Source organism: Allobosea sp. 2RAB26 (assembly GCF_052115465.1).
Taxonomy (GTDB): Bacteria; Pseudomonadota; Alphaproteobacteria; order Rhizobiales; family Beijerinckiaceae; genus Allobosea.
The window spans coordinates 40,292-59,819 of the sequence record NZ_JBFRGS010000016.1; the positions used below are offsets into that span (position 1 = coordinate 40,292).

At 64.0% G+C, this 19,528-nt stretch carries 21 protein-coding genes and 1 tRNA gene; 10 read left to right on the top strand and 12 right to left on the bottom strand.

Annotation, left to right across the window (positions count from 1 at the left end; translation table 11 throughout):
- Positions 1 to 76: 76 nt before the first annotated feature.
- Together AB4118_RS25720 and AB4118_RS25725 are read left to right on the top strand one after the other, a co-directional pair.
- Complete coding sequence (locus AB4118_RS25720) at positions 77 to 952, top strand: LysR family transcriptional regulator (RefSeq protein WP_441492410.1); 876 nt, start codon at positions 77 to 79, stop codon at positions 950 to 952.
- Positions 949 to 1,824 (top strand): LysR family transcriptional regulator, encoded by an 876-nt coding sequence (locus AB4118_RS25725; protein ID WP_441492411.1) that lies wholly within the window; start codon positions 949 to 951, stop codon positions 1,822 to 1,824. The genes AB4118_RS25720 and AB4118_RS25725 overlap by 4 nt, the downstream gene beginning before the upstream one ends.
- A 19-nt stretch (positions 1,825 to 1,843) precedes the next feature.
- Here the strand turns inward: AB4118_RS25725 and AB4118_RS25730 are convergent, their stop codons facing one another.
- From AB4118_RS25730 to AB4118_RS25745, 4 genes are all read right to left on the bottom strand, one after another.
- Positions 1,844 to 2,818: a ketopantoate reductase family protein gene (locus AB4118_RS25730; RefSeq protein WP_441492412.1), complete on the bottom strand. Its 975-nt coding sequence runs from the start codon at positions 2,816 to 2,818 to the stop codon at positions 1,844 to 1,846.
- A gap of 71 nt (positions 2,819 to 2,889) precedes the next feature.
- On the bottom strand, positions 2,890 to 4,890 hold the full coding sequence (locus tag AB4118_RS25735) for an AI-2E family transporter (RefSeq protein WP_441492413.1): 2,001 nt from the start codon (positions 4,888 to 4,890) through the stop codon (positions 2,890 to 2,892).
- Positions 4,891 to 5,106: 216 nt separating this feature from the next.
- Positions 5,107 to 5,670, bottom strand: a complete 564-nt coding sequence (locus AB4118_RS25740; protein WP_441492414.1) for a transglycosylase SLT domain-containing protein — start codon at positions 5,668 to 5,670, stop codon at positions 5,107 to 5,109.
- Between the two features lie 407 nt (positions 5,671 to 6,077).
- Positions 6,078 to 6,153, bottom strand: a tRNA-Ala gene (locus tag AB4118_RS25745).
- A 118-nt stretch (positions 6,154 to 6,271) separates the two neighbouring features.
- Here AB4118_RS25745 and AB4118_RS25750 point away from each other — a divergent pair.
- The 5 genes from AB4118_RS25750 to AB4118_RS25770 all read left to right on the top strand — a co-directional run bounded on the left by AB4118_RS25750 (position 6,272) and on the right by AB4118_RS25770 (position 9,451).
- Positions 6,272 to 6,562, top strand: coding sequence for a YggT family protein (locus tag AB4118_RS25750; protein ID WP_441492532.1), 291 nt, complete (start codon positions 6,272 to 6,274; stop codon positions 6,560 to 6,562).
- A gap of 1 nt (position 6,563) precedes the next feature.
- Positions 6,564 to 6,881, top strand: a complete 318-nt coding sequence (locus AB4118_RS25755) for a DUF167 family protein (protein WP_441492415.1) — start codon at positions 6,564 to 6,566, stop codon at positions 6,879 to 6,881.
- Positions 6,882 to 6,952: 71 nt separating this feature from the next.
- A complete protein-coding gene (locus tag AB4118_RS25760) occupies positions 6,953 to 7,651 on the top strand; it encodes a carbonic anhydrase (protein WP_441492416.1) in 699 nt (232 codons plus the stop codon).
- Between the two features lie 90 nt (positions 7,652 to 7,741).
- Positions 7,742 to 8,410: a cold-shock protein gene (locus AB4118_RS25765; RefSeq protein WP_441492417.1), complete on the top strand. Its 669-nt coding sequence runs from the start codon at positions 7,742 to 7,744 to the stop codon at positions 8,408 to 8,410.
- Positions 8,411 to 8,608: 198 nt separating this feature from the next.
- Positions 8,609 to 9,451 (top strand): inositol monophosphatase family protein, encoded by an 843-nt coding sequence (locus AB4118_RS25770; protein ID WP_441492418.1) that lies wholly within the window; start codon positions 8,609 to 8,611, stop codon positions 9,449 to 9,451.
- A gap of 207 nt (positions 9,452 to 9,658) precedes the next feature.
- On the opposite strand, the gene hemP is transcribed toward AB4118_RS25770, so the two are convergent.
- From hemP to AB4118_RS25800, 6 genes are all read right to left on the bottom strand, one after another.
- Positions 9,659 to 9,841 carry a hemin uptake protein HemP gene (gene hemP, locus AB4118_RS25775; RefSeq protein WP_441492419.1) on the bottom strand — a complete coding sequence of 61 codons (183 nt, stop codon included), beginning with the start codon at positions 9,839 to 9,841 and terminating at the stop codon, positions 9,659 to 9,661.
- A 244-nt stretch (positions 9,842 to 10,085) separates the two neighbouring features.
- Positions 10,086 to 10,571 carry a bacterioferritin gene (gene bfr, locus AB4118_RS25780; RefSeq protein ID WP_113517171.1) on the bottom strand — a complete coding sequence of 162 codons (486 nt, stop codon included), beginning with the start codon at positions 10,569 to 10,571 and terminating at the stop codon, positions 10,086 to 10,088.
- A gap of 124 nt (positions 10,572 to 10,695) precedes the next feature.
- Positions 10,696 to 10,983 carry a (2Fe-2S)-binding protein gene (locus tag AB4118_RS25785; RefSeq protein WP_043241883.1) on the bottom strand — a complete coding sequence of 96 codons (288 nt, stop codon included), beginning with the start codon at positions 10,981 to 10,983 and terminating at the stop codon, positions 10,696 to 10,698.
- Positions 10,980 to 11,519 (bottom strand): iron response transcriptional regulator IrrA, encoded by a 540-nt coding sequence (irrA, locus tag AB4118_RS25790; RefSeq protein WP_441492420.1) that lies wholly within the window; start codon positions 11,517 to 11,519, stop codon positions 10,980 to 10,982. Before irrA ends, AB4118_RS25785 begins: the two co-directional genes overlap by 4 nt.
- Before the next feature lie 145 nt (positions 11,520 to 11,664).
- Positions 11,665 to 13,242, bottom strand: coding sequence for a DHA2 family efflux MFS transporter permease subunit (locus AB4118_RS25795; RefSeq protein WP_441492421.1), 1,578 nt, complete (start codon positions 13,240 to 13,242; stop codon positions 11,665 to 11,667).
- 147 nt (positions 13,243 to 13,389) lie between these two features.
- Positions 13,390 to 14,577 (bottom strand): HlyD family secretion protein, encoded by a 1,188-nt coding sequence (locus tag AB4118_RS25800; RefSeq protein WP_441492422.1) that lies wholly within the window; start codon positions 14,575 to 14,577, stop codon positions 13,390 to 13,392.
- 142 nt (positions 14,578 to 14,719) lie between these two features.
- On the opposite strand from AB4118_RS25800, the gene AB4118_RS25805 reads away from it, so the two are divergent.
- Positions 14,720 to 15,379: a TetR/AcrR family transcriptional regulator gene (locus tag AB4118_RS25805; RefSeq protein ID WP_113517166.1), complete on the top strand. Its 660-nt coding sequence runs from the start codon at positions 14,720 to 14,722 to the stop codon at positions 15,377 to 15,379.
- 5 nt (positions 15,380 to 15,384) lie between these two features.
- Here AB4118_RS25805 and AB4118_RS25810 read toward each other — a convergent pair whose 3' ends face one another.
- Positions 15,385 to 16,287 carry a DMT family transporter gene (locus AB4118_RS25810; RefSeq protein ID WP_441492423.1) on the bottom strand — a complete coding sequence of 301 codons (903 nt, stop codon included), beginning with the start codon at positions 16,285 to 16,287 and terminating at the stop codon, positions 15,385 to 15,387.
- Positions 16,288 to 16,474: 187 nt separating this feature from the next.
- On the bottom strand, positions 16,475 to 17,509 hold the full coding sequence (locus tag AB4118_RS25815; RefSeq protein ID WP_441492424.1) for an aspartate-semialdehyde dehydrogenase: 1,035 nt from the start codon (positions 17,507 to 17,509) through the stop codon (positions 16,475 to 16,477).
- A gap of 472 nt (positions 17,510 to 17,981) precedes the next feature.
- On the opposite strand from AB4118_RS25815, the gene AB4118_RS25820 reads away from it, so the two are divergent.
- Together AB4118_RS25820 and AB4118_RS25825 are read left to right on the top strand one after the other, a co-directional pair.
- Positions 17,982 to 19,046 (top strand): hypothetical protein, encoded by a 1,065-nt coding sequence (locus AB4118_RS25820; RefSeq protein WP_441492425.1) that lies wholly within the window; start codon positions 17,982 to 17,984, stop codon positions 19,044 to 19,046.
- Between the two features lie 141 nt (positions 19,047 to 19,187).
- On the top strand, positions 19,188 to 19,493 hold the full coding sequence (locus tag AB4118_RS25825) for a hypothetical protein (protein ID WP_441492426.1): 306 nt from the start codon (positions 19,188 to 19,190) through the stop codon (positions 19,491 to 19,493).
- The last annotated feature ends 35 nt before the right edge of the window (positions 19,494 to 19,528 follow it).

A 19,528-nucleotide genomic window follows, 5' to 3' on the forward strand; every position in this document is an offset into this window, starting at 1 on the left:
CATCCTTTCATGGGCCTCCTAGTCTTGCTAATGAAAGATTTGGCAAGATCTTCAACCAGTTGGAATAGGGTGCGTCATGAAGCTCTCCTCACTGCAGGTCCTCGACGCCTTCGTCCGGCTCGGCGGGACCGGTGAGGCGGCGCAAGGGCTAGAGATGAGCCAGTCCGCCGTGATCAAGGCGTTGAGGCTTGCCGAGTTCGAACTCGGCTTGAACCTCGTCACAACCTTGCAGGGCCGCTTGATGCCGACGCCTGAGGCGCAGGCCCTGACCCAGCGGGCGCAGCCGGCTTTCGCGGCGCTCAGGCGGGCTCGCCATGAGGCCGACATGATGCGGGTCGGCATGGTCGACCGCCTCCGGATCGTGACGGTGCCGGGACTGGCCCACAGCATCCTGCCGCCCGCGATCACGGCAGCCCGACGCGCCATCGGCGATGCGGCACCTGTCGAGATCATGTTCGATCATGTCGCCGCCCATCTGGCGGCGGGAGATGCCGATCTCGCAATCACCTACGGGCCCCTGCCGAACGAAGGGCTGCGGAATATCACGCTGCAGGAAAGTCCGCTTGTCTGCGTGTTTTTTCAGACAGATCCATTGGCTGCGCGAGACGAAATCGGCCTCGAGGACCTCGCGGGGCGTCGACTGATCAGCTATGGGCCGGATGGTTTCAGCAGCGCCGACAGTTTCCAGCAGGCTCTGACCAAAGCGGGCCTTGCACCGCGGATCTCGATCACCGTCCGTCATACCGACTCGGCTTGCCATCTCGTGCGCGAGGGCTGCGGCGTCGCCATCGTTGATGGTTTCGTGATCAGCAGCGGATTGACCGAGGGGCTGGCCGTGCGGCCGCTGCGCGCGAGCCCGGCCGTCATCGCCTATGCGCATCATCGGGAAGGCTCCCACCTGCAGCACTCCGGGCAGGTCCTGCTCGCCTGCTTGATGGAGCGCGCCCCATGAGCGAACTCACGCCGACCCAGGCCGGCATCCTGCTTGCGGTGCATCGCTTGGGCACGACGATTGAGGCCGCACGTGCGTTCAACCTGACGCAATCGGCCATCAGCAAGATCGTGGCGAGGAGTGAAACAAGCCTTGGTGTGCCGGTCTTCGAGCGGCGCGACGGCAGGTTGGTATTGCGCTCCGAAGCGCGGGAACTGATGGCGAGCCTCGACGCGGTCGAGAGCGAATGGTGCAATCTGCGAGAAACCGTCGCGGATTTGCGTGCCGGGCGCGCCTTGCCACTGCGCATCGCCGCGACGCCCAGCATCGGACAGGGACTGGTTGCAGGGGCCCTGCGCAAGCTGCTGGCGACGCATCCCGACGCACGTGCTGAGCTCATCATGGGCAATCCGGTCGCGGAGCTTTCGAACGGGACGGCCGATATCGGCTTCATGTTCTCGCCGCGCGTGAGCGACGACATTGCTTTGACGCCGCTAGCCGAAGGCTCGATCGTTGCCCTGGTCCGGAAGGATGATCCTCTGGCTGCGCAGGGCAGCGTCGATCTTGCCGAACTCGCGGGGCGCCGGTTGCTCTGCTTCGATCGGGAATCGTCGCCGCTCGGCTGGCTGATCGCCAAGGCGCACGAAGAGGCCGGGCTCGTCTACGCCCCTTTCATGACGGCGCCCTACAGCATCACCGTCGCGCATTTGCTGGCCCGGGATGGCGATGTCTCACTCGTCGACAGCATGCTGTTCGAGGCGCAACGTTTCGATGGCCTCGCCCAACTGCAGATCACGCCGCGCATCCCGATCACGATATGCATGATGACCGCCCGCAGCCGCCCGCTGTCTCACCTGGCAGCGCGCATGGTCGAGATCATCACAGGCGGATAATGTTCTGACCTCGCCCCGATCATTGTCCCCATCGCTGCTGCCAGGCATTGGCCGCCAGGGCGCCAACGCACTCGATCAGCGGCGTTGGCACGCCCGTCCTGCGACCGAGTTCCGCAACAGCGCTGACAATGGCGCCAAGCTCCAGCGGGCGCCCCGCCTCCATGTCCTGCAGCATCGAGGTTTTCACACCGATCAATGTCGGAGGGAGTTCGAGGCGTGCCTCGAGCTCTGGCAGATTCTCGACCCCGAGCGCGGCGGCAACCGCGACACACTCCGCCATGATCGACTTTGCGACGGCCCTGACCGCAGGATCTCCCACGATCTTGTCGACCGTCGCCCCGGTCACGGCCGAAAGCGGATTATAGGCTGCATTGCCGAGCAGCTTTTGCCAGACCTCAGTCCGGATATCTGCGCTCTGCTCGCTATCGACCCCGCCCGCTCTCAACAACGCGACGACGTCTGCCAGCCGGCTGTCATGCGGCTTCAATGGCTCGCCGACAACAAGACGCTTTCTGCCGTTCCAGGCGATGACGTTCGGCGCGGGCCGGTTTGCACCGATATAGACGACGCAGCCGAGAACCTGACCGGCTGGAATGGAGGCCTCGATCGCACCGCTCGCATCGACCGATGCCAGCCTCCGGTCGCCGAACTGCGTTCCCAGACCTTGCAGATACCACCAGGGAATGCCGTTCAGCATCGGCAGAACGATCGTCGATGGCCCGATCAGGGGCCGGATCGAATCGAGACCGCTCGCCCAGTCATGAGCCTTGAACCCGACCAGAACGAGATCCTGGACCCCTGCGGAGGCTGCATCGGCGGCGACCTGCACCGCCACGGTTTCGGTCCCTGAGGGAGACTGGAGCGTCAGGCCCTCCGTTGCGAGCAGAGCAGCGGTCTCAGCGCGCGCGATGATAACGGGCCGCTGACCCGCCTGGGTCATATGCCAGGCAACAACCCCGCCGATCGCTCCTGCTCCAACGATTGCAACGCGCATGGTTCCGCTCACTGATGGACGATCGCCACGACTATAGGGGAGAGTGCTCGGTGCGATAGCGTAGGCCTGTCTTAGCTCGAATGTCCGGCGGACATGGTCGCCAAGTTTCCTGACATTCCGATGTCGGGCACACTCAACTCTTTGGCGATGGAGGTGTCTGTGTTGCGCATCGCGTGCGTCAGGCAGGCATTGCTCATGCCGCGCAGGCTCGTTTCGACCTCGTCGGCGAGGACCGCCGTCTTGAGTTGGGCCGCCGAGCCCGCTGCTGGCGACAAACTGCCAAGGATGATAATCGCGGATGGTAGCCTGCGGCGCAGGCGCTTGATGGCGTATTTCATATGAGCGGAGCTCGTGCCGTCGAGATAGCACAGGCAGATCAGGGCGGGTTGATCCGCTGCCAGCGCGGCGAGGTTATTCGTCGAGAGCGTGTCTGTAGGCAGTACGCGGGCCGGGAGCCCATGCTTGCTGAGGATCTGCGCCAGCATTAGGGCAGCAGCCTCATCGAGCTCCGATTGGGCGGCGACGCAAACCACCCGGTCTTCACCGCGGAAGGCCTCCCCCAGGTTTTCCGATGCCAGAATCGGCAGGTCGGCTGAACTTTCGGCCTCGTCGGTTTCTGCGATTGCTGCTTCTGCCTCGGGGTCGTTGGTCGTTTCTCCGACTGTTGGATTGCGGTCATCATGGTCGGCGAGGTCATCGACGACTTCCCGCACCGTTTCCAGGATCCGTGCCTGTCGTGTCGCATCAAGGACGCCGCGCGCCGCGTCGCTGGCTGCCAGCCGCAGACCTTCCAGGGCGACTTCGTCATAGTAGACGGAGAGGGAGCGCTCCTTGAGAACCTCTTCGGCCTTGTCTGCTGCCTCAGCGGGATCCCCGGCGAGCACACGCTGATAGAAGATCTCGGGAGCGGACAGTGCTGGCCGATCTCCCAAGAGGACATCGAGAAACTCCAGCCGTTCGACATGACGGCCCAGAACCACGAGGCAAACTGTCAGCGGAGTCGCAAGGACCAGCCCGATCGGCCCCCACAACCACGTCCAGAACGTGGCAGCAACGACGATCGCGACAGGCGAAAGCCCCGTCGAGCGGCCATAGACCAGCGGTTCGACAACATGACCGGCGAGCGGCTCGGCAACCAGAAACAGCGCGGCGGTCCAGGCCAGCATAGTCCAGCCGGGATCGACGGATGCAGCGATCACCATTGGGAAAATCGCGGAGAGGATGGCGCCGAGATAGGGAATGAAGCGAAGGATCGCCGAGAGAATGCCCCAGAGCAGGGCGCTCGGGACGCCGATCATCCAGAGCCCGGTGCCGATGACGAGACCGAAGCCGGCATTGAGGACAAGCTGGGTCAGGAACAGCCGGCTGAGGCGGCGAGCGGCGTCGTCGAATGCGGCTGTGGTCTTCTGAAGATCATAGGTTCCTGTCAGCCGGATGAACCTGTTCCTCAGATCCTCACGCTGCAGAAGGATAAAAACGACGAAGATCAGGACGATACCCGTCGTCGTGAGCGGATGGATGAGGGGAGTGAGAAAGGCTCGCAGTGTCTCCAGCGCTCCTGGCTCTGGCTGGTGAACCTCGACCGGGATCGGCCTCGCGTCCGGGGGGCGGACCGTCGGGTCCAACGGCGAAGCGTCCTTCTTTGGCCTATCGAGCTCCTTGCCCAGATCCTGCAGGACGTCCGCCGCGCGCGAGAGGACACCGCTGCCTGGGCCGGCCCCCCGCAGCGAAGCGATCTTCTCCCGCATCGTGCTCTGATAGACTGGGAGTTCTCCCGCGAGCTGGGTTGCCTGGCCGACCATGGCCACCGTCAAGGCGCCGAGCGCCGCGAAGGCGATGAGAACGACAGTGATGACGGCGAGCGAACGGGGAACCCGAAGTTTCTGGAGCCCTTTGACGAGTGGCGCGAGAACAAAACTGAACAGGATTGCGAGAGCAATCGGAACGAAGACATCGCGCCCGAGATAGAGCGCCGTCACGATCAAAGCGCCAATGGCAACATTGCCAAGGCCACTGTCGATCGCCCGAGCGGGCGCCGCCCGAGAGGGGGCGAGAGGCGCGATCGGACGCATGAATTGGTTTTCCTCGGCCACGTTTCATCCACTCAGCGGTAGAAGGTGCGCGCTGTTGGTCACTGCTGGCTGAACGGGAGATCGACCCCGATGTTCCAGCAGGTCTACGGATGCACCTGCCTCTCAGTGTCCGAGAACGATCTCAGACGTGCCCAGGCCCGTCCGGGCGCGAGAACGGCGGGTGACTGACGTCCTCAGTCGCATGGCCTAGCTTCGCTAACGAGCCTCGGGAACTCTGTCCGTCGCGTGGCGGGATTTGGCTAGCCGCGTACGGTCCTTGCCGAGACCGGTTGCTTCGAGAAGCCCCTTCCGCTTGGCATCGTAATAGTACCCATTGCGATAGTAGCGGTCGGCGCGGATCTGATCGCGATCGGCCACGAGCCAGGCTCCCCGCAGGTATTTGAGCCCATAGGTGAGATTGACTTCGGGATCGAGCAACCCGGCCGCCGGGCCGGCATAACCCATGGTTCGCGCCGTCGCGTGTTTGATCTGCATCAGGCCGAAATGGCCATTCTTCTGGGCGGTGGGGCGATAGTTGCTTTCGCGCTTGACGATTCGACGGACCCAATCCGCAGGGAGTTCGTAATGCGCGGAATGTCGTTCGATAAGTCGGTCGATTCCCGCGCGGTCCGAGCCCGGTTGCGGGTCAACGGGCTGTTCGCTGGAGTAAGCGAGCGGTTTCGCTGCCTCCGCGGAAGCGTCGTCCGTGGTGGTGCATCCCGCAATCCCGGCAGACAGCAGGATGATACCGGCTGCAACAAGACATCTTTGCCAAGACAATCTGGCCTCCATCAGCTGATGAACCTGCTCACGGGGACGCCAACAACTCCTGATCCTAGGCTCAACTACCCCAGGCTCCAAGGTACGCGGACTTGCGGCAACTCTGCGGCGGACGATCTGGACACGTGACGGGTGGCTTCCTGCCCAATGACGCTCGATATTGGTTCGGGGATTTGGTGAGGCCGGTCCGGCTGGAGCGTTCGAAGTTAGCTACGCTCCCCCTGTCATCCCGCCAGCGTCGGCAGGACTGCGGAGCAGATTGATGAAGCAATCGGGCAGTCACCCATTGGCCGGGAAGAGGCAGCGAAAAAGCTGGTTCGCGAACCAGGAGCGCCCATGTGCACGCGCCGTGACGGCGGCTGCGTCAGGCCCTTGTTTCTTCTAGCTTAATTCCACCAGGAAAGGCCTGGTGGAGCTGAGGGGATTCGAACCCCTGACCTCTGCAGTGCGATTGCAGCGCTCTCCCATCTGAGCTACAGCCCCAAGGCGCTGGCCTTCTAGGCCTTGCGTCGCGTGAATGTCAATCGCCTGCGCCGGGAGTTTTTCGGCGATGGCGAAATCTTTCCGCGTCACCAGCCTGAAGACGACAAGAGGAATGTCGATGCGTGCCGTTCTCGACGTGGTGATGCTCGCGCTGAACATCTACACTTGGCTCCTCATCATATCAGCGGTTTTGAGTTGGCTGATCGCCTTCAACGTCGTTAATACCCGCAATCAGTTCGTCTCCTCGGTCTGGGATTTCCTCTATCGGGTGACCGAGCCGGTGCTCAGGCCGATCCGGAACATGCTGCCCAATCTCGGCGGTATCGACATCTCGCCGATCATCCTGCTGCTGATCATCTTCTTCATCGAGCGCGTGATCGAGCGCTATCTGTACCCTGCCGTATTCTGAGATGGCCGTTCCCTGGACGGCGACGCCCGGGGGATTGCGGCTGAGCGTCAGGCTGACCCCGCGCGGTGGGCGCGACGGGGTCGACGGCATCGAGGTCCTCGCGGACGGCCGTGCCGTGCTCAAGGCACGGGTGCGGGCCGCGCCCAGCGAGGGGGAGGCCAATGCGGCGCTGATCGCCTTGCTGGCGCGCAGCTTGTCGGTCTCCCGCTCCGCCGTGACACTGGCTGCCGGAAGCACGGCGCGGCTCAAGAATCTGCTGGTTGCGGGGGAAACCGACCTGCTCGCGGCGCGGCTGGAGCAGCTCCTTGCGTCGGGCTAGGGGCTCTTCGCTCCTCCCGCGCTGCACAAATCTCTTGACGAAGGCGGCCAGTTCCTGTCCGAACAAGGGCAATGGACACACCCCAGTCTTTTCCTGAGCGGCTCACGGAAGGCTATCGCGTCTTCCTCGACGAACGTTTCTCGCGCGAGAGGAGCCGCTATGAGGAGCTCGCCGAAAGCGGCCAGACTCCCAAGATCATGCTGATCGGTTGCTGCGACTCGCGTGTCGCGCCCGAAACCATCTTCGATGCGCGCCCCGGCGAAATGTTCGTGGTGCGCAACGTCGCCAATCTGGTTCCGCCATTCTCGCCCGACGATCAGCTGCACGGCACCTCGGCCGCGCTCGAATATGGCGTTCAGGCGCTGAAGGTCGAGCATATCGTCGTGATGGGCCATGGCCGCTGTGGCGGCATCCGCGCCTTTGCCGATGATGCGCAGGGGCCGCTTTCGCCCGGCGATTTCATCGGAAAATGGATCACGCTGATCAATCCGGCAGCACAGCGCAGTGGCGGCCGCGGCCGCAACGAGGACCTAGAAACCTATGTCGAGCGCCTGGCGCTGGCCTCGATCCAGCAATCGCTCGCCAATCTGCGGACGTTTCCCTGCATCAGCATCCTCGAGGGCAAGGGCCGGCTGAAGCTGCACGGTGCCTATTTCGCCGTCGCGACCGGCGTGCTGATGGTGCTCGATGCCGCGACCGGACAGTTCGTTCCGGCCATTGGCGAGATGCCCAAAAAGGTGCAGACTATCCGCTGCAGCGAAGCCGGATGAGGGCGAAAATTTAGCTGCTCCGCCCCCCATGACGGCGGGCGCGGCTTGCGCTAGATTGTCGCTTCCCGGTCACTGATTTTTGAAGCTCGCATGTTCGATCGTCGTAAGCCCTCGGCTCCCGCTCCCTTCGTCACCCACGAAAATATCGAAGCCAAGATCAAGTGGTTCGACCCTGAGAAGGGCTTCGGATTCGCGTCTCCTGCCGACGGATCCGGCGACGTTTTTGTGCATGTCTCGTCCATCGGTCCGCTCGATCCGCAGGATCTGCAGCCGGGTGCGACGATCGTTGCCGATCTCGGCGAAGGCCGCCGCGGTCTTCAGGTCGTGGCCGTGCACGAGATCGACGCCTCGACCGCAACGCCCGCCGCCCCGCGTGGCGAGCGTGCTCCGCGCCCGTTCTCGCCGCGCCCGCCGCGTGACGATTTCGGTGGTGGCGGCTATGGCGGCGGCGGTGGCGGTGGTTATGGTGGCGGTGGTGGTGGCTACGGTGGCGGCGGTTACGACCGCGGCGATCGCGGCGGCTTCGGCGATCGCAACAGCGCCCCGATGGAAGGGCCCTATGACGGTGCCGTCAAGTTCTTCAACTCCGATCGCGGATTCGGCTTCATCGCGCCTGACAATGGCGGACCGGATGTGTTCCTGCATGTCAGTTCGCTGAGCCGCAGCGGCCTGCAGCCGCCGATGGACGGCCAGCGCGTGCGCTTCTCGATCCGCGCCGGCAAGAAGGGCCCGGAAGCTGCGAACGTCAGTTTCATCTGATCGTTGCTTTTGCACCGACCTGATCCAAGGCCCGCCGGTTTGGCGGGCCTTTTTGTTTCGCGATCGGTGCTCGCGGTTCGGGCGCGAGTTCGGGGCGCTTCCTTTGAAACGCGGCGCCGGTTTGGGTGGTGGTAGGCGGTCCTTGGCAAATTGGCGGGATCCAGAGGGCAAGCCCGAGATAGGGGAGCCGAAATCACGATGAGTCTGATCGATAAAGTATCGACGGTTCTGCGACAGGCAGCTGCAGAGGCGATTTTGCCGCGCTTTCGCAATCTGACCGCGCGTGATGTGGAGGAAAAGTCCCCGGGAGAACTCGTCACCGTTGCCGATCGGCATGCCGAACGGTTGATCGGCGAGCAATTGCTGCTGCTTGATCCGTCCGCCAGGGTCGTGGGCGAGGAAGCCTGCGCAAAGACGCCAGCATTGGCTGACACTCTCGATCGGGGCACCGTCTGGTTGATCGATCCGCTGGACGGCACCGGAAATTTCATTTCCGGCCGAGGGCCATTTTCGATCATGCTCGCACTGCTGCGCGAAGGCGAGGCCGTCGCAGCCTGGATGCTCGATCCGTTGTCGGATCAGCTTCATGTTGCCGAGCTGGGCAGCGGCGCCCAGATCAATGGAGTGCCTGTGGTCGCTGATGGGAAGCCGGATGGGCTGCGGAGGGGCTCTATCTCCACTCGTTTCCTGCCGCCTGACGTGCTTGAGGCCATCGAGGCGCGCTCGGATCGAGTGCCCTTGATCGTGCCGCCGCTGCTTTGCGCGGGGGCCGAATATCCTGCCATTGCTACTGGCGAGCGCGATTTCGCCGTCTTCTGGCGAACGCTGCCATGGGATCATCTGCCCGGAGCGTTGTTCTTGAGCGAGGCTGGCGGCCGCGTCGCCCGCTGGGATGGTTCACCCTATCGCGCCGGACAAGACGGTTCTGGCTTATTGGCAGCGCGCACGCCCGATCATTGGCGAGCGACGCACATTGCGCTCTTCGATTGGCGCAATGATCGCGCAGGGGCGAGTGATTCTTGGTTGCGAGCGCTCGACTAGACCCGTTCGAGCGCGCGATGCGGGAGGTCAGGCAAGGTCAGGCCGATGGCATCGCCTGGGCGGATTTCGCCGCCCGCCAGAACGATCGCCATGATCCCGGACTCGCGCACGAGCCGGCCCTCGGAAACGCGCCCGAGGACAGCGGAGAGGAGCCCGGGACGGAAGCAGGCTCTCTGGCACAGAGCGCGTGGCTTGGCGAGCGGGGCGCTATTTGGTCAGGATCAACCGGTCGCGGGCGGTGACGCGCAGGCGATAGGCTTCGCCAAGATGCATCAGGATGACCTCGCGTCCAGTGCCGACCAGTTGACGGACGTCGACGACCGGGACGTCCGATTGTCCGGGGTGGGGTGCTGTTTTGCCAGCAAGATCAGATGGCGGAACGGAACTCATCGCAGCGATCCAAATCGACAATCTGCAGGAGGCAGACAAGGTTCGGCGCTGATCTTCCGTAGAGCTTCAGTATTGAACGATAATCATTACAAACTACGTCGGTATCAGCCTATGAATTAGGTCGCTTTCAATCGCTCCGTCAAGGCGGTGGTCCTGTTGCGACTTCGAGCAACTGCTTCCGCACGAAAAAGCCGGACCTGCGGGGCAGGTCCGGCTTGCGACTGGCGTCGGAATGCTTCGGGGATCAATGATCCGCTTCGAGTCCGCCAATATGCTTCTGGGTGTAGAGTTCGATGCCGACGCGCTCGATCAGGTCGAGCTGGGTCTCGAGGAAGTCGATATGACCTTCCTCATCCTTCATCAGCGCCTTGAACAGGTCCTCGGACGGGTAGTCGCCGACCTCGCGGCAATACTTGGCCGCTTCCTGATAGAGTCCGCGCGCCTCGACCTCGGCCTTGAGATCGCACTCGATCACTTCCTTGACGTTCTCGCCGATGCGCAGCGCGTCAAGCGTCTGCAGATTGGGGAAGCCCTCTAGGAAAAGGATGCGGTCGACGAAACGGTCGGCATGGACCATTTCCTCGATCGATTCCTTCTTCCAGGTCTTGGCCATCTCCTTCAGCCCCCAATTGTCGAGCATCCGGTAGTGCAGCCAGTACTGATTGATCGCGGTCAGCTCGGAGCGGAGCCCCTTGTTGAGGTATTCGATGACCTTCTTGTCACCCTTCATCGCAGCTCTCCTCGGGCTCGCATCACATTAGAATGATCCTAATGTAGAGCGGCAATTCGGAGAATGAAAGGGAGAAGTCGCGCCAGGACCGGGAAATATCGACGTGGCCCGCGGCCGAGAAGCCTCAGGCCGCGATCGTGTCTTCCTCGATCGCCAGCCCGTCCATCATCTGGGTGACGGAGACATGTACCGCGCATTCAACGTCGCGACTGGCGCAGGAATGGCATTGGCTGGCGCAGGCGGCGCGGGCCTCAGCAAGAATGGCTCTGACGGCCCGGGCGCAACGTCCGCAGTCCGGGCTGCAGCCCAGACAGTCATAGGCCTCGCCAGCCGTCACCGGTCCAGTGCCATCGGGGGCAATGGTTCCCTTGATCTGCCGGCAGGACAGGACGTTGCAGGAGCAGACGATCACGCGTGGTGCCCAGCTCCGGCGGCGACCCGGGTCTCGACTTCGGCGCCATCGGCGTTGCGCAGGCGGACAATGACCTCCACGGACGAGATCATCATGCCTTCCGGGGCGACGGGCAGGCCGGAGACCTGGATTTCCGAGCCAGGGATGTCGACGACGGTTTCGTCGTCCTCGTTATAGAAATGGTGATGCTCCGACACATTGGTGTCGAAGAAAGTCTTGGGGCCGGACACCGAAACCTGGCGGAGCAGGCCAGCTTCCGAGAACTGCCGCAGCGTGTTGTAGACGGTCGCGAGGGACAGCGGTTCGCGGGCGCGCAGTGCCTCCTCATAGAGCATTTCGGCGCTGACGTGCCGGTCGCCCTTGGCGAAGAGCAGCCAGCCCAGCGCCATGCGCTGCCTGGTCGGACGCAGGCCAGCATTGCGTAGCCGCGTTTTCACCGCGCTGATCGGGCAGGAAGCAGGGCTCTTCTGCGGCCACGGAATCTGTTCCGCGGCAGCACGGGCCTGGCTGGGATCCTTCACGGGCAAAACGCTCATCGGTACGCCTTCCACATCGCCGGCATGCCGGCCTCGTAGTTTAGAAAACATCTAAACTACTGATATCATTGCTATATTTGGCGGGACTCCGCGCGAATGTCAATCCGGAGCCGGCTGCGACACGGTGCACCACGTCCCGGTGCGGCTAGTGCCCGGCCTCGGCGGGGGCCGCTTTCGGCGGCTTGCGCATGAACACGGCCAGCACGACCAGCCCTGCAAAGATCCAGGTCAGGCCGAGAAAGACATCGCCGAAGGCCATGACCAAGGCCTCGCGATGGGCGAGTTGGCTGATTTTGGCGAGCGCCATCGCCTCGGCATTGGCGCCATAGCCGGCGAAAAGCTGCATCATCTGGGCCAGCCTCTCTTCGGCGACCTGGCTGCCGACAGCGACAGCTTCATGCAGCCGGGTGATGTGCAGGTCGGTCCGGGTGTTCAGCAGCGTGTTGATCACGGCGAGGCCCACCGCGCCGCCAAGATTGCGCGTCAGGTTGTAGAGGCCCGATGCGTTCTTGAGCTGCGCCGGAGGCAAGGTGCCGAGCGCCAGATTGTTGATCGGCACCATGCACAGCATCAGCGAGACGCCGCGCAGGATCTGGGGCAGCAGCAGTTCGTGGAAGTCCCAGTCCTTGGTGATGAAGGACGCGAGATAGGTGCCGGCGGCGAAGCCGGCGAAACCGATCATCATCATCACGCGTGGATCGAGCTTCTGCGACAGCTTGCCGGCGACGGGCGCCGTCAGGAACATGCACAGGCCGGTGACGAACATCGTCTCGCCGATCATCAGCGCGTCATAGCCGCGGATGCGGCCGAGAAAGACGGGGTAGAGATAGGTCAGCCCGTAGAGGCCAATGCCCATCGTGAAGCTGAAGAGCGAGCCGAAGGCGAAGTTGCGGTTGGTGAAAGCGTAGAGATCGACGAGCGGATCCTCGCGCGTCAGCGCCCGCCAGAAGAACAGGACCGCGCCCACCAGCATCAACGCGGTGAAGAACACGATCTCGTGGCTCTGGAACCAGTCGAGCCGCGTGCCTTCCTCCAGCACATATTCGAGGCTGCCGAGGAAGGCGGCCATGCTGGCGAGGCCGAGCCAGTCGAAACGCTTGAGCAGGCCGGGCTGCGGCTTGTCGAAATCGATCAGCGTCCAGGCTGCGATGGTGACGCCGATGCCGGGGATGACGTTGACCAGGAAGAGCCAATGCCAGGAGAAGGCATGGCTGAGATAGCCGCCGACCGTCGGGCCGATGGTCGGCGCGAGCGTCGCGACAAGCCCGATCAGCGGCGAGACGATCGGCCGCTTCGAGGCCGGGAAGATGGTGAAGGCGGCCGCGAAGACGCCGGGAATCATGCCGCCGCCGATGAAGCCCTGGACCGCGCGCCACAGGATCATCTCGTTGATCGAGGACGACATCGCGCACAGCACGCTCGAGACCGTGAACCCGGCTGCGGCGATCGAGAAGAAGACGCGGGTCGACAGCGCCCGGCTGAGATAGCCGGAGAGCGGGATCATGATCACTTCTGCGATCAGATAGGCGGTCTGGACCCAGGCGATCTCGTCGGCGCTGGCTGACAGGCCCGCCTGGATCTCGGCCAGCGAGGCGGAGACGATCTGGATGTCGAGGATCGCCATGAACATGCCGAAGACCATCGCCAGGAAGGCGAAGATCCGCCGCATCGGGATGGCGTCGGAGGCCGCCGGCGCGCCGGCTGTCAGTGTTGCAGTGGCCATGACGGCCTCGTCTTCCTGGCGCCCTGCACCGTCGCCCTGGCCAAGCGGCATTGGCCGCGCAAAGCCGGGGTCAATCGGTGGGCGTTACGGCTGCATGGATTCCGGATCGTCGCGACGCGCCATCCGGAATGGGTCTTGTGGTTCCGTTCAGGCCTGAGGGCGCGGGTCGATCTTCACCACGACCGACATGCCCGGGCGCAGCGCATGGCGCGCAATGGCCTGCGGGCTGAGCGTGATGCGCACCGGGACGCGCTGGACGATTTTGGTGAAATTGCCGGTGGCGTTGTCAGGAGGCAGCAGCGAGAACACCGAGCCCGTGCCGCCGGAAATGCCGCTGACGACGCCGTCAAACACCTGATCGGGCAGGGCGTCGACCGTGACCCTTGCCTTGTCGCCGATCTTCAGGCCGCCAACCTGCGTCTCCTTGAAGTTGGCATCGATATAGACCTGGTCGAGCGGGACGATCGACATCAGCCGCTTGCCGGCACTGACGAGGTCGCCAAGCTGGACATTGGTGTTGGCGACCAGTCCGTCGATCGGCGCTGCGATCCTGGTGAAGGACAGGTCGCGGGCGGCCTTGTCCTCGGCGACCTTCAGCTCGTCCATCTGGCGGGAGGCTTCGTTGCGCTGTGCCTCCAGCACCTTGATATTGGCTTCGGCCGCGGAGACCCCGGCCTCGGCGCTGGCCAGTGCGGCGCGGGCTCGGTCACGCGCTGCCGTTGCCGCATCGAGGGTCGCCTGCGATCCGTAGGACTTGGCGGCAAGGCTGTTGGCGCGGTCGAAATCGGCGACGGTGCGGATGATATCGGCCTGGGTCGAGTCCCGCTGCGCCTGGGCCTGCAGCAGGCTGGCGCGGCCGGCCTCGATCTGGCTGTCGATGCGCAGCAGCGTCGCGGCTGCCGTCGCGCTCTTGGCGCGGGCGCTCTCCAGTGCGATGCGCTGGTCGCCATCGTCGAGGGTGACCAGCGGCTCGCCGGCCTTGACCTGCTGGTTCTGCTTGACGGCGACAGTTGCGACATTGGCTGCGAGCTTGGCCGAGATCGTGGCCATCTCGGCGCCGACATAGGCGTCGTCAGTCGAAACGATGAAACGGCCATTGCGCCACCAGTCGACGCCGAACCAGAGTCCGGTGCCGAGCGCGGCTGTCGCCAGCAGCATCATGCCCGCACGGCGCACCGTCTTGCCGCGCGGCTTGGCGGCAGCAGGGCTCTCCGCTTCGCGCGGAGCTGCTTCGTCGGCCTTGCGGGCCTGGGCGGGGAGCGGCGTGGTTTCGAGCGCGGGGTCGACCAGCTTCAGCCGGTCCCGACGCGACTCAGTCTTTGTCTCGGCGGACATGGGCGATCCTGATAATCACTGTTCGAACCGATCGGTTCGATTTCAGTTGAAGTAGCGCTGGCGATGGCGCATATCAAGTGAAATCGAACTGAGCGGTTCGATTATTTTTGTGCGGCGCAAAATGCCGGGACGAGATGGGGTTATGGACGAGGTTGTGAAGATCGCAGGAGTGCCGCCGCGCCGGAAGCGGCGTGCGGCGGGCGCAGATCCCGACAAACGTCGCCAGATCCTGGACGGAGCCCATGAGGTCTTCCTGACGCGCGGGTTCGACAATGCCAGCATGAGCGACATTGCCGCGGCCGCGAATGTCTCGAAGGGCACGCTCTATGTCTATTTCGAGGACAAGGAACATCTCTTCGTCGCTCTGATCGAACGCGAGCGTGAAGAACAGAAGCGCGGGATCTTCGAAGCGCTCGACGATGATCCCGATCTCGGTCATGCGCTGACGCATTTCGGCGAGCGGATCGTCCAGCTCTTGGTCTGCGATTTTGCGCTCAGCGCCCAGCGCATCGTCGTTGGCGTGGCGGAGCGCATGCCCGATCTCGGCCGTGAATTCTACGAGAACGGACCGTTGCAGGGCGCACGGCGCATCGCCGGCTATCTAGACCGCAAGGTAGCGGAGGGACAGCTGGAGATCGACGATACCGCGCTGGCAGCCGTGCAATTCGTTGACCTGTGTCAGTCGACCGTGCTGCGCCCGCGCCTGTTCAATGCGGTGCGCGAGCGACCGTCCGACGCCGAGATCTCCCGCGTGGTTGCCTCGGCGGTCGCGATGTTCCTCGCGCGATACGGCAAGCGATAGTCCGCTTACAAGGCTCGCGCCCGCATCCGCTCGCGATGGGCGGTGTAGAGGCCCGAGGCGGCGATGATCACCGAGCCCAGCAAGGTGAAGAGATCCGGCAGGACCGAGAACAGGAAGAAGCCGAAGACCGAAGCCCAGAGCAGCTGCACATAGGAGAAGGGCGCGAGCAGCGAGGCGTCGGCATGGCGGAAGGCGATGATGACGAACCAGTGCCCGATGGTCGAAGCGACGCCGATGAAGATGCCGATGGCGATCGCCTCCGCCGTCAGTGGCTTCCAGCCGAGGGGCTGCAGCAAAGTCAGCAGCAGGAAGCCGACCACGGCCGACCAGGTCAGCGTCGTCACCGGGTCCTCCGTCGTGCTCATCATGCGGGTGACGATCAGGGCAAAGGCCCAGGTCGCGGCTGAAAGCGCTGGCAAAAGCGATGCGGCGTGGAAGTTGGCACCTCCGGGCCGGACGATGATCAGGACACCGGCCAAACCGACCAGGGTCGCGGTCCAGCGCCGCCAGCCAACCTTCTCCCCAAGCATCGGGATCGACAAGGCGGTGACGAAGAGCGGCGCAATGAAGCTTGTTGCGGTCGCATCAGCGATCGGCAGGTATCGCAGCGACGAGACGAAGATGATGGAGGAGAGGGTGACTGCGACGCCTCTGAGCAACTGCATGTGCAGACGCTTCGGTCGCAGGCGTGCTGCGCCGCCGCGCAGTGCCACCCCCAACATGATCGCCGTAAAGGCGGCATAGCGCAGCCAGGTGATCTGTAGCGCGGGCATCGTCGCCGCGAGATATTTCGAAGCGACATCGGAGCTGGACAGGAAGATGCTGGCAAGCAGCATCAATCCGATGCCGCGCAGCGCAGCATCGCGACGTTGCGGCACGGGAGGAACGGCCTCGGTATGCGCGGGCAAGGCCGGTACCGGAGCTTTTGAAGGGTGGGGAGAGGACAAGGCGACGCCGGAACTGGAGAGTGGGACGACGCTAGCAGGATTTGCCTGCGGCGGGCGCGCAAACTCGGAACAGCGCCCATGCGCCCGGGCCCTTCATGAAAAAGGCGGGCTTGCGCCCGCCTTCGTGGAGCTTTCCGAGCTGTCGGAATCAGGCCGCCTTCTTGCGCGGCTGGATCAGCTTGCGGTTGACCAGCACCTCGGCGATCTGCACGGCGTTCAGGGCTGCGCCCTTGCGCAGATTGTCCGAGACGCACCAGAAGGCGAGACCGTTCTCGACCGTATTGTCCTCGCGGATGCGCGAAACATAGGTCGCGTCCTCGCCGGCCGCCTCGTGCGGGGTGATGTAGCCGCCGGGCTCGTGCTTATCGATGACGAGGATGCCGGGCGCGGTGCGGAGCACCTCGCGCGCCTCGTCGGCGGTGATCGGCTTCTCGCATTCGATGTTGACGCTCTCGGAATGGCCGATGAAGACGGGCACGCGCACGCAGGTGGCGGTCAGCTTGATCTTCGGATCGAGGATCTTCTTGGTTTCCGCCATCATCTTCCACTCTTCCTTGGTGAAGCCGTCCTCCATGAAGACGTCGATCTGCGGGATGAGGTTGAAGGAGATGCGCTTGGGGAACTTCTTGGTGACGACGTCGCCGGCCGAGAACACGGCGCGCGTCTGGTTGAAGAGCTCGTCCATGCCCTCCTTACCGGCGCCGGAGACCGACTGATAGGTCGAGACGACGACGCGCTTGACGCCGAAGCGGTCATGCAGCGGCTTCAGCGCCACGACGAGCTGCGCGGTCGAGCAGTTCGGGTTGGCGATGATGTTCATCTTGGAGAAGCCGGCGGCCGCTGCGGCATTCACCTCCGGCACGATCAGGGGCACGTCGGGATGCATGCGCCAGGCCGAGGAATTGTCGATGACGACGCAGCCCTGGCCGCCGATCTTCGGCGACCATTGCTTCGAGACCTCGCCCCCCGCCGACATCAGGCAGATATCGGTATCGGAGAAATCATAGTGATCGAGCGCCTTCACCTTCAGCGTCTTGTCGCCGAAGGAGACCTCGGTACCAATCGAGCGCGAGGAGGCAAGCGCCACGACCTCGCTCACCGGGAAAGCCCGCTCGGCAAGGATGTCGAATATTTCGCGACCCACATTGCCTGTGGCGCCGACAACCGCGACCTTGAAGCTCATGCTGCTGTTCCTTTTGGAAGTAACCGGTTCTGTCTCCCCCGGGAGATGCCGACCCGCCTGGTCTGGATGGCGGGTTCGGCCGTAGCCCCCGCCGGGGGGGAGGGCCCGGAACCGAGGCGAAGCGTCAGCGCGACGTCCGGAGCGTGCCGGTCGTCGTTTTGGTCGTGCGTTTCGTCGTCAGGGCGACAATCACAAGCCAAATCCCATAGGGCTGAAAGCATTCGCGGTCGCGCTCGAGTGGATCCTCGCCTCGCGATGCCCATCCAGAACACCCGCGGCGATAAAAAGTCAATTGGTCTCGGCAGCCCAGCGCGTCAGGACGGGATTAACCCTGCCTCCTAACCAGCGATTCACGACAATCGCGGTTCGCAGGCCGCCGGTAACCCGATACTGACCCGGATGCCCTCAGCGTCGCCGGCGGGTGAGGACAGGCTGCTGGCGCGGAGGCGCAGGCAACGAGCGGGGTCTTGTCGTGTCGCGTGAGTTCGCAGCGTTACTGGTCAATGGCTTTCGCCGGCTCGGCTCGAGCTGCCGGGAGCTCGGCTCGGCGGCCGCACATCGTGCCTTGCCCGTGGCGGGTAGCGTGAAGGGCAAGCTCGGCGGTCCCGATCCGATCGGCGCCTTGATCAGCGTGATGGACCATGTCGAGGCCGCGATGCGGACAATCCTCCGCTGGCTGCGCGCTGCAGTCCGCCATCGTGGCCTGGGCCTGACCGGCGGTCTGGTCTGGCGCGGCCTGGCAGCCGTTGCCGGTATCGGGATGGCCGCTGCGCTCGTCACGAGCCTTTCGGGCGATGGCGGCGAAATGCAGGTCGCCAGCCTTGCCGAGCAACCGGCTGCGGAGATCCGGTCCGTTCGGGACGTTCGCCAGGAGCCGCGCCTGCTCGGCGCCCAACATGAAGACTGGACCAGGATCGCGCGGCCGATCGCGATGTTTGGCCTCGACTCACCGGAACTGGAGCGCCAGGCCATGGCCTATGAGGCGAGCCGGAGCCAGGACGGCGCGAAGCGTGAGGATGTGTTGAGCTTTGGGGTGTTCGCCGAGGCAAAGCCGCATCTGCTCCTGCGCCTCGTCGTCGACCATGGCGACGATCATCTGACGCAGCCCTTCATCATCGCGCTGGTGCGCGAGGCCGCTGCACGCGGCATGTCCGTGCAGCGCAGCGGTGCGCCGACAGGGCTCCCCACCAAATTCGGCTCTGTCGAAGCCACGGATGTGACCCTGAGCGATGGTGCGACTGAACGCGCCTGCATCGGCTTCCGCCACCGGGGCGGCGACACGCCGCTGCGACTGAGCGGCTGGTGGTGCGGTGGGGCGGCGCGCCCGGCCGATCGTCAGCAACTGGCCTGCCTGGTCGATGGGCTTGCCCTGCTCAGCGCCGGCGAGGATCAAGTGCTGCGCAGCCTCTTTGCCGCATCTGAACGCAACCGCGACGTTGCCTGCTTGCCGCCGCGCCCGTCCGCGGCCGGTCGCAAGACGTCATCGCTCGACGCCGAAGGCACGGTGCCGAGCCACAAGGCGGCCGCGAAAAGGTGAGGGGGCGGCCGTTGAAATCAGCTGCCCGAGCGTTATCTCTGAGCTATGGGGCAGTAAAAGCGTTAACCGCGGCGGGATAGATTTGGCGCTATCAATCGCCGCTTTGCTTCCCCTTGGTCATCGCCTCAGGAGACCCTCGCCATGAATTCCTTCAAGCGTCTCGCCGCCGGTCTCGGCATTTCGCTCGTGGCGTTGACCGCGGTCGCTTCGGTGGCCGAGGCGCAGCAGCAGCGCAAGCCGTTGCGCGTGATCGTGCAGAAGCGCAGCTATCTCGATCCCGGCAATGTCGTGCCGGTCGGCTCGCTGAACCGATACGCCACTCAGCAGCTCATCTCACCCCCGGTCTATTCGAATGTCGCTGAGCTTTACGGCGATAGCACCTTGCCGCCGCGCATCGGCGCCGGTGTGAACCCGTTCCGGAACACGTTTTCGACGCCGGGCTTCTGAGCCGTCCGGGCAGAGACGAGAAAGGCCCGCCGGTT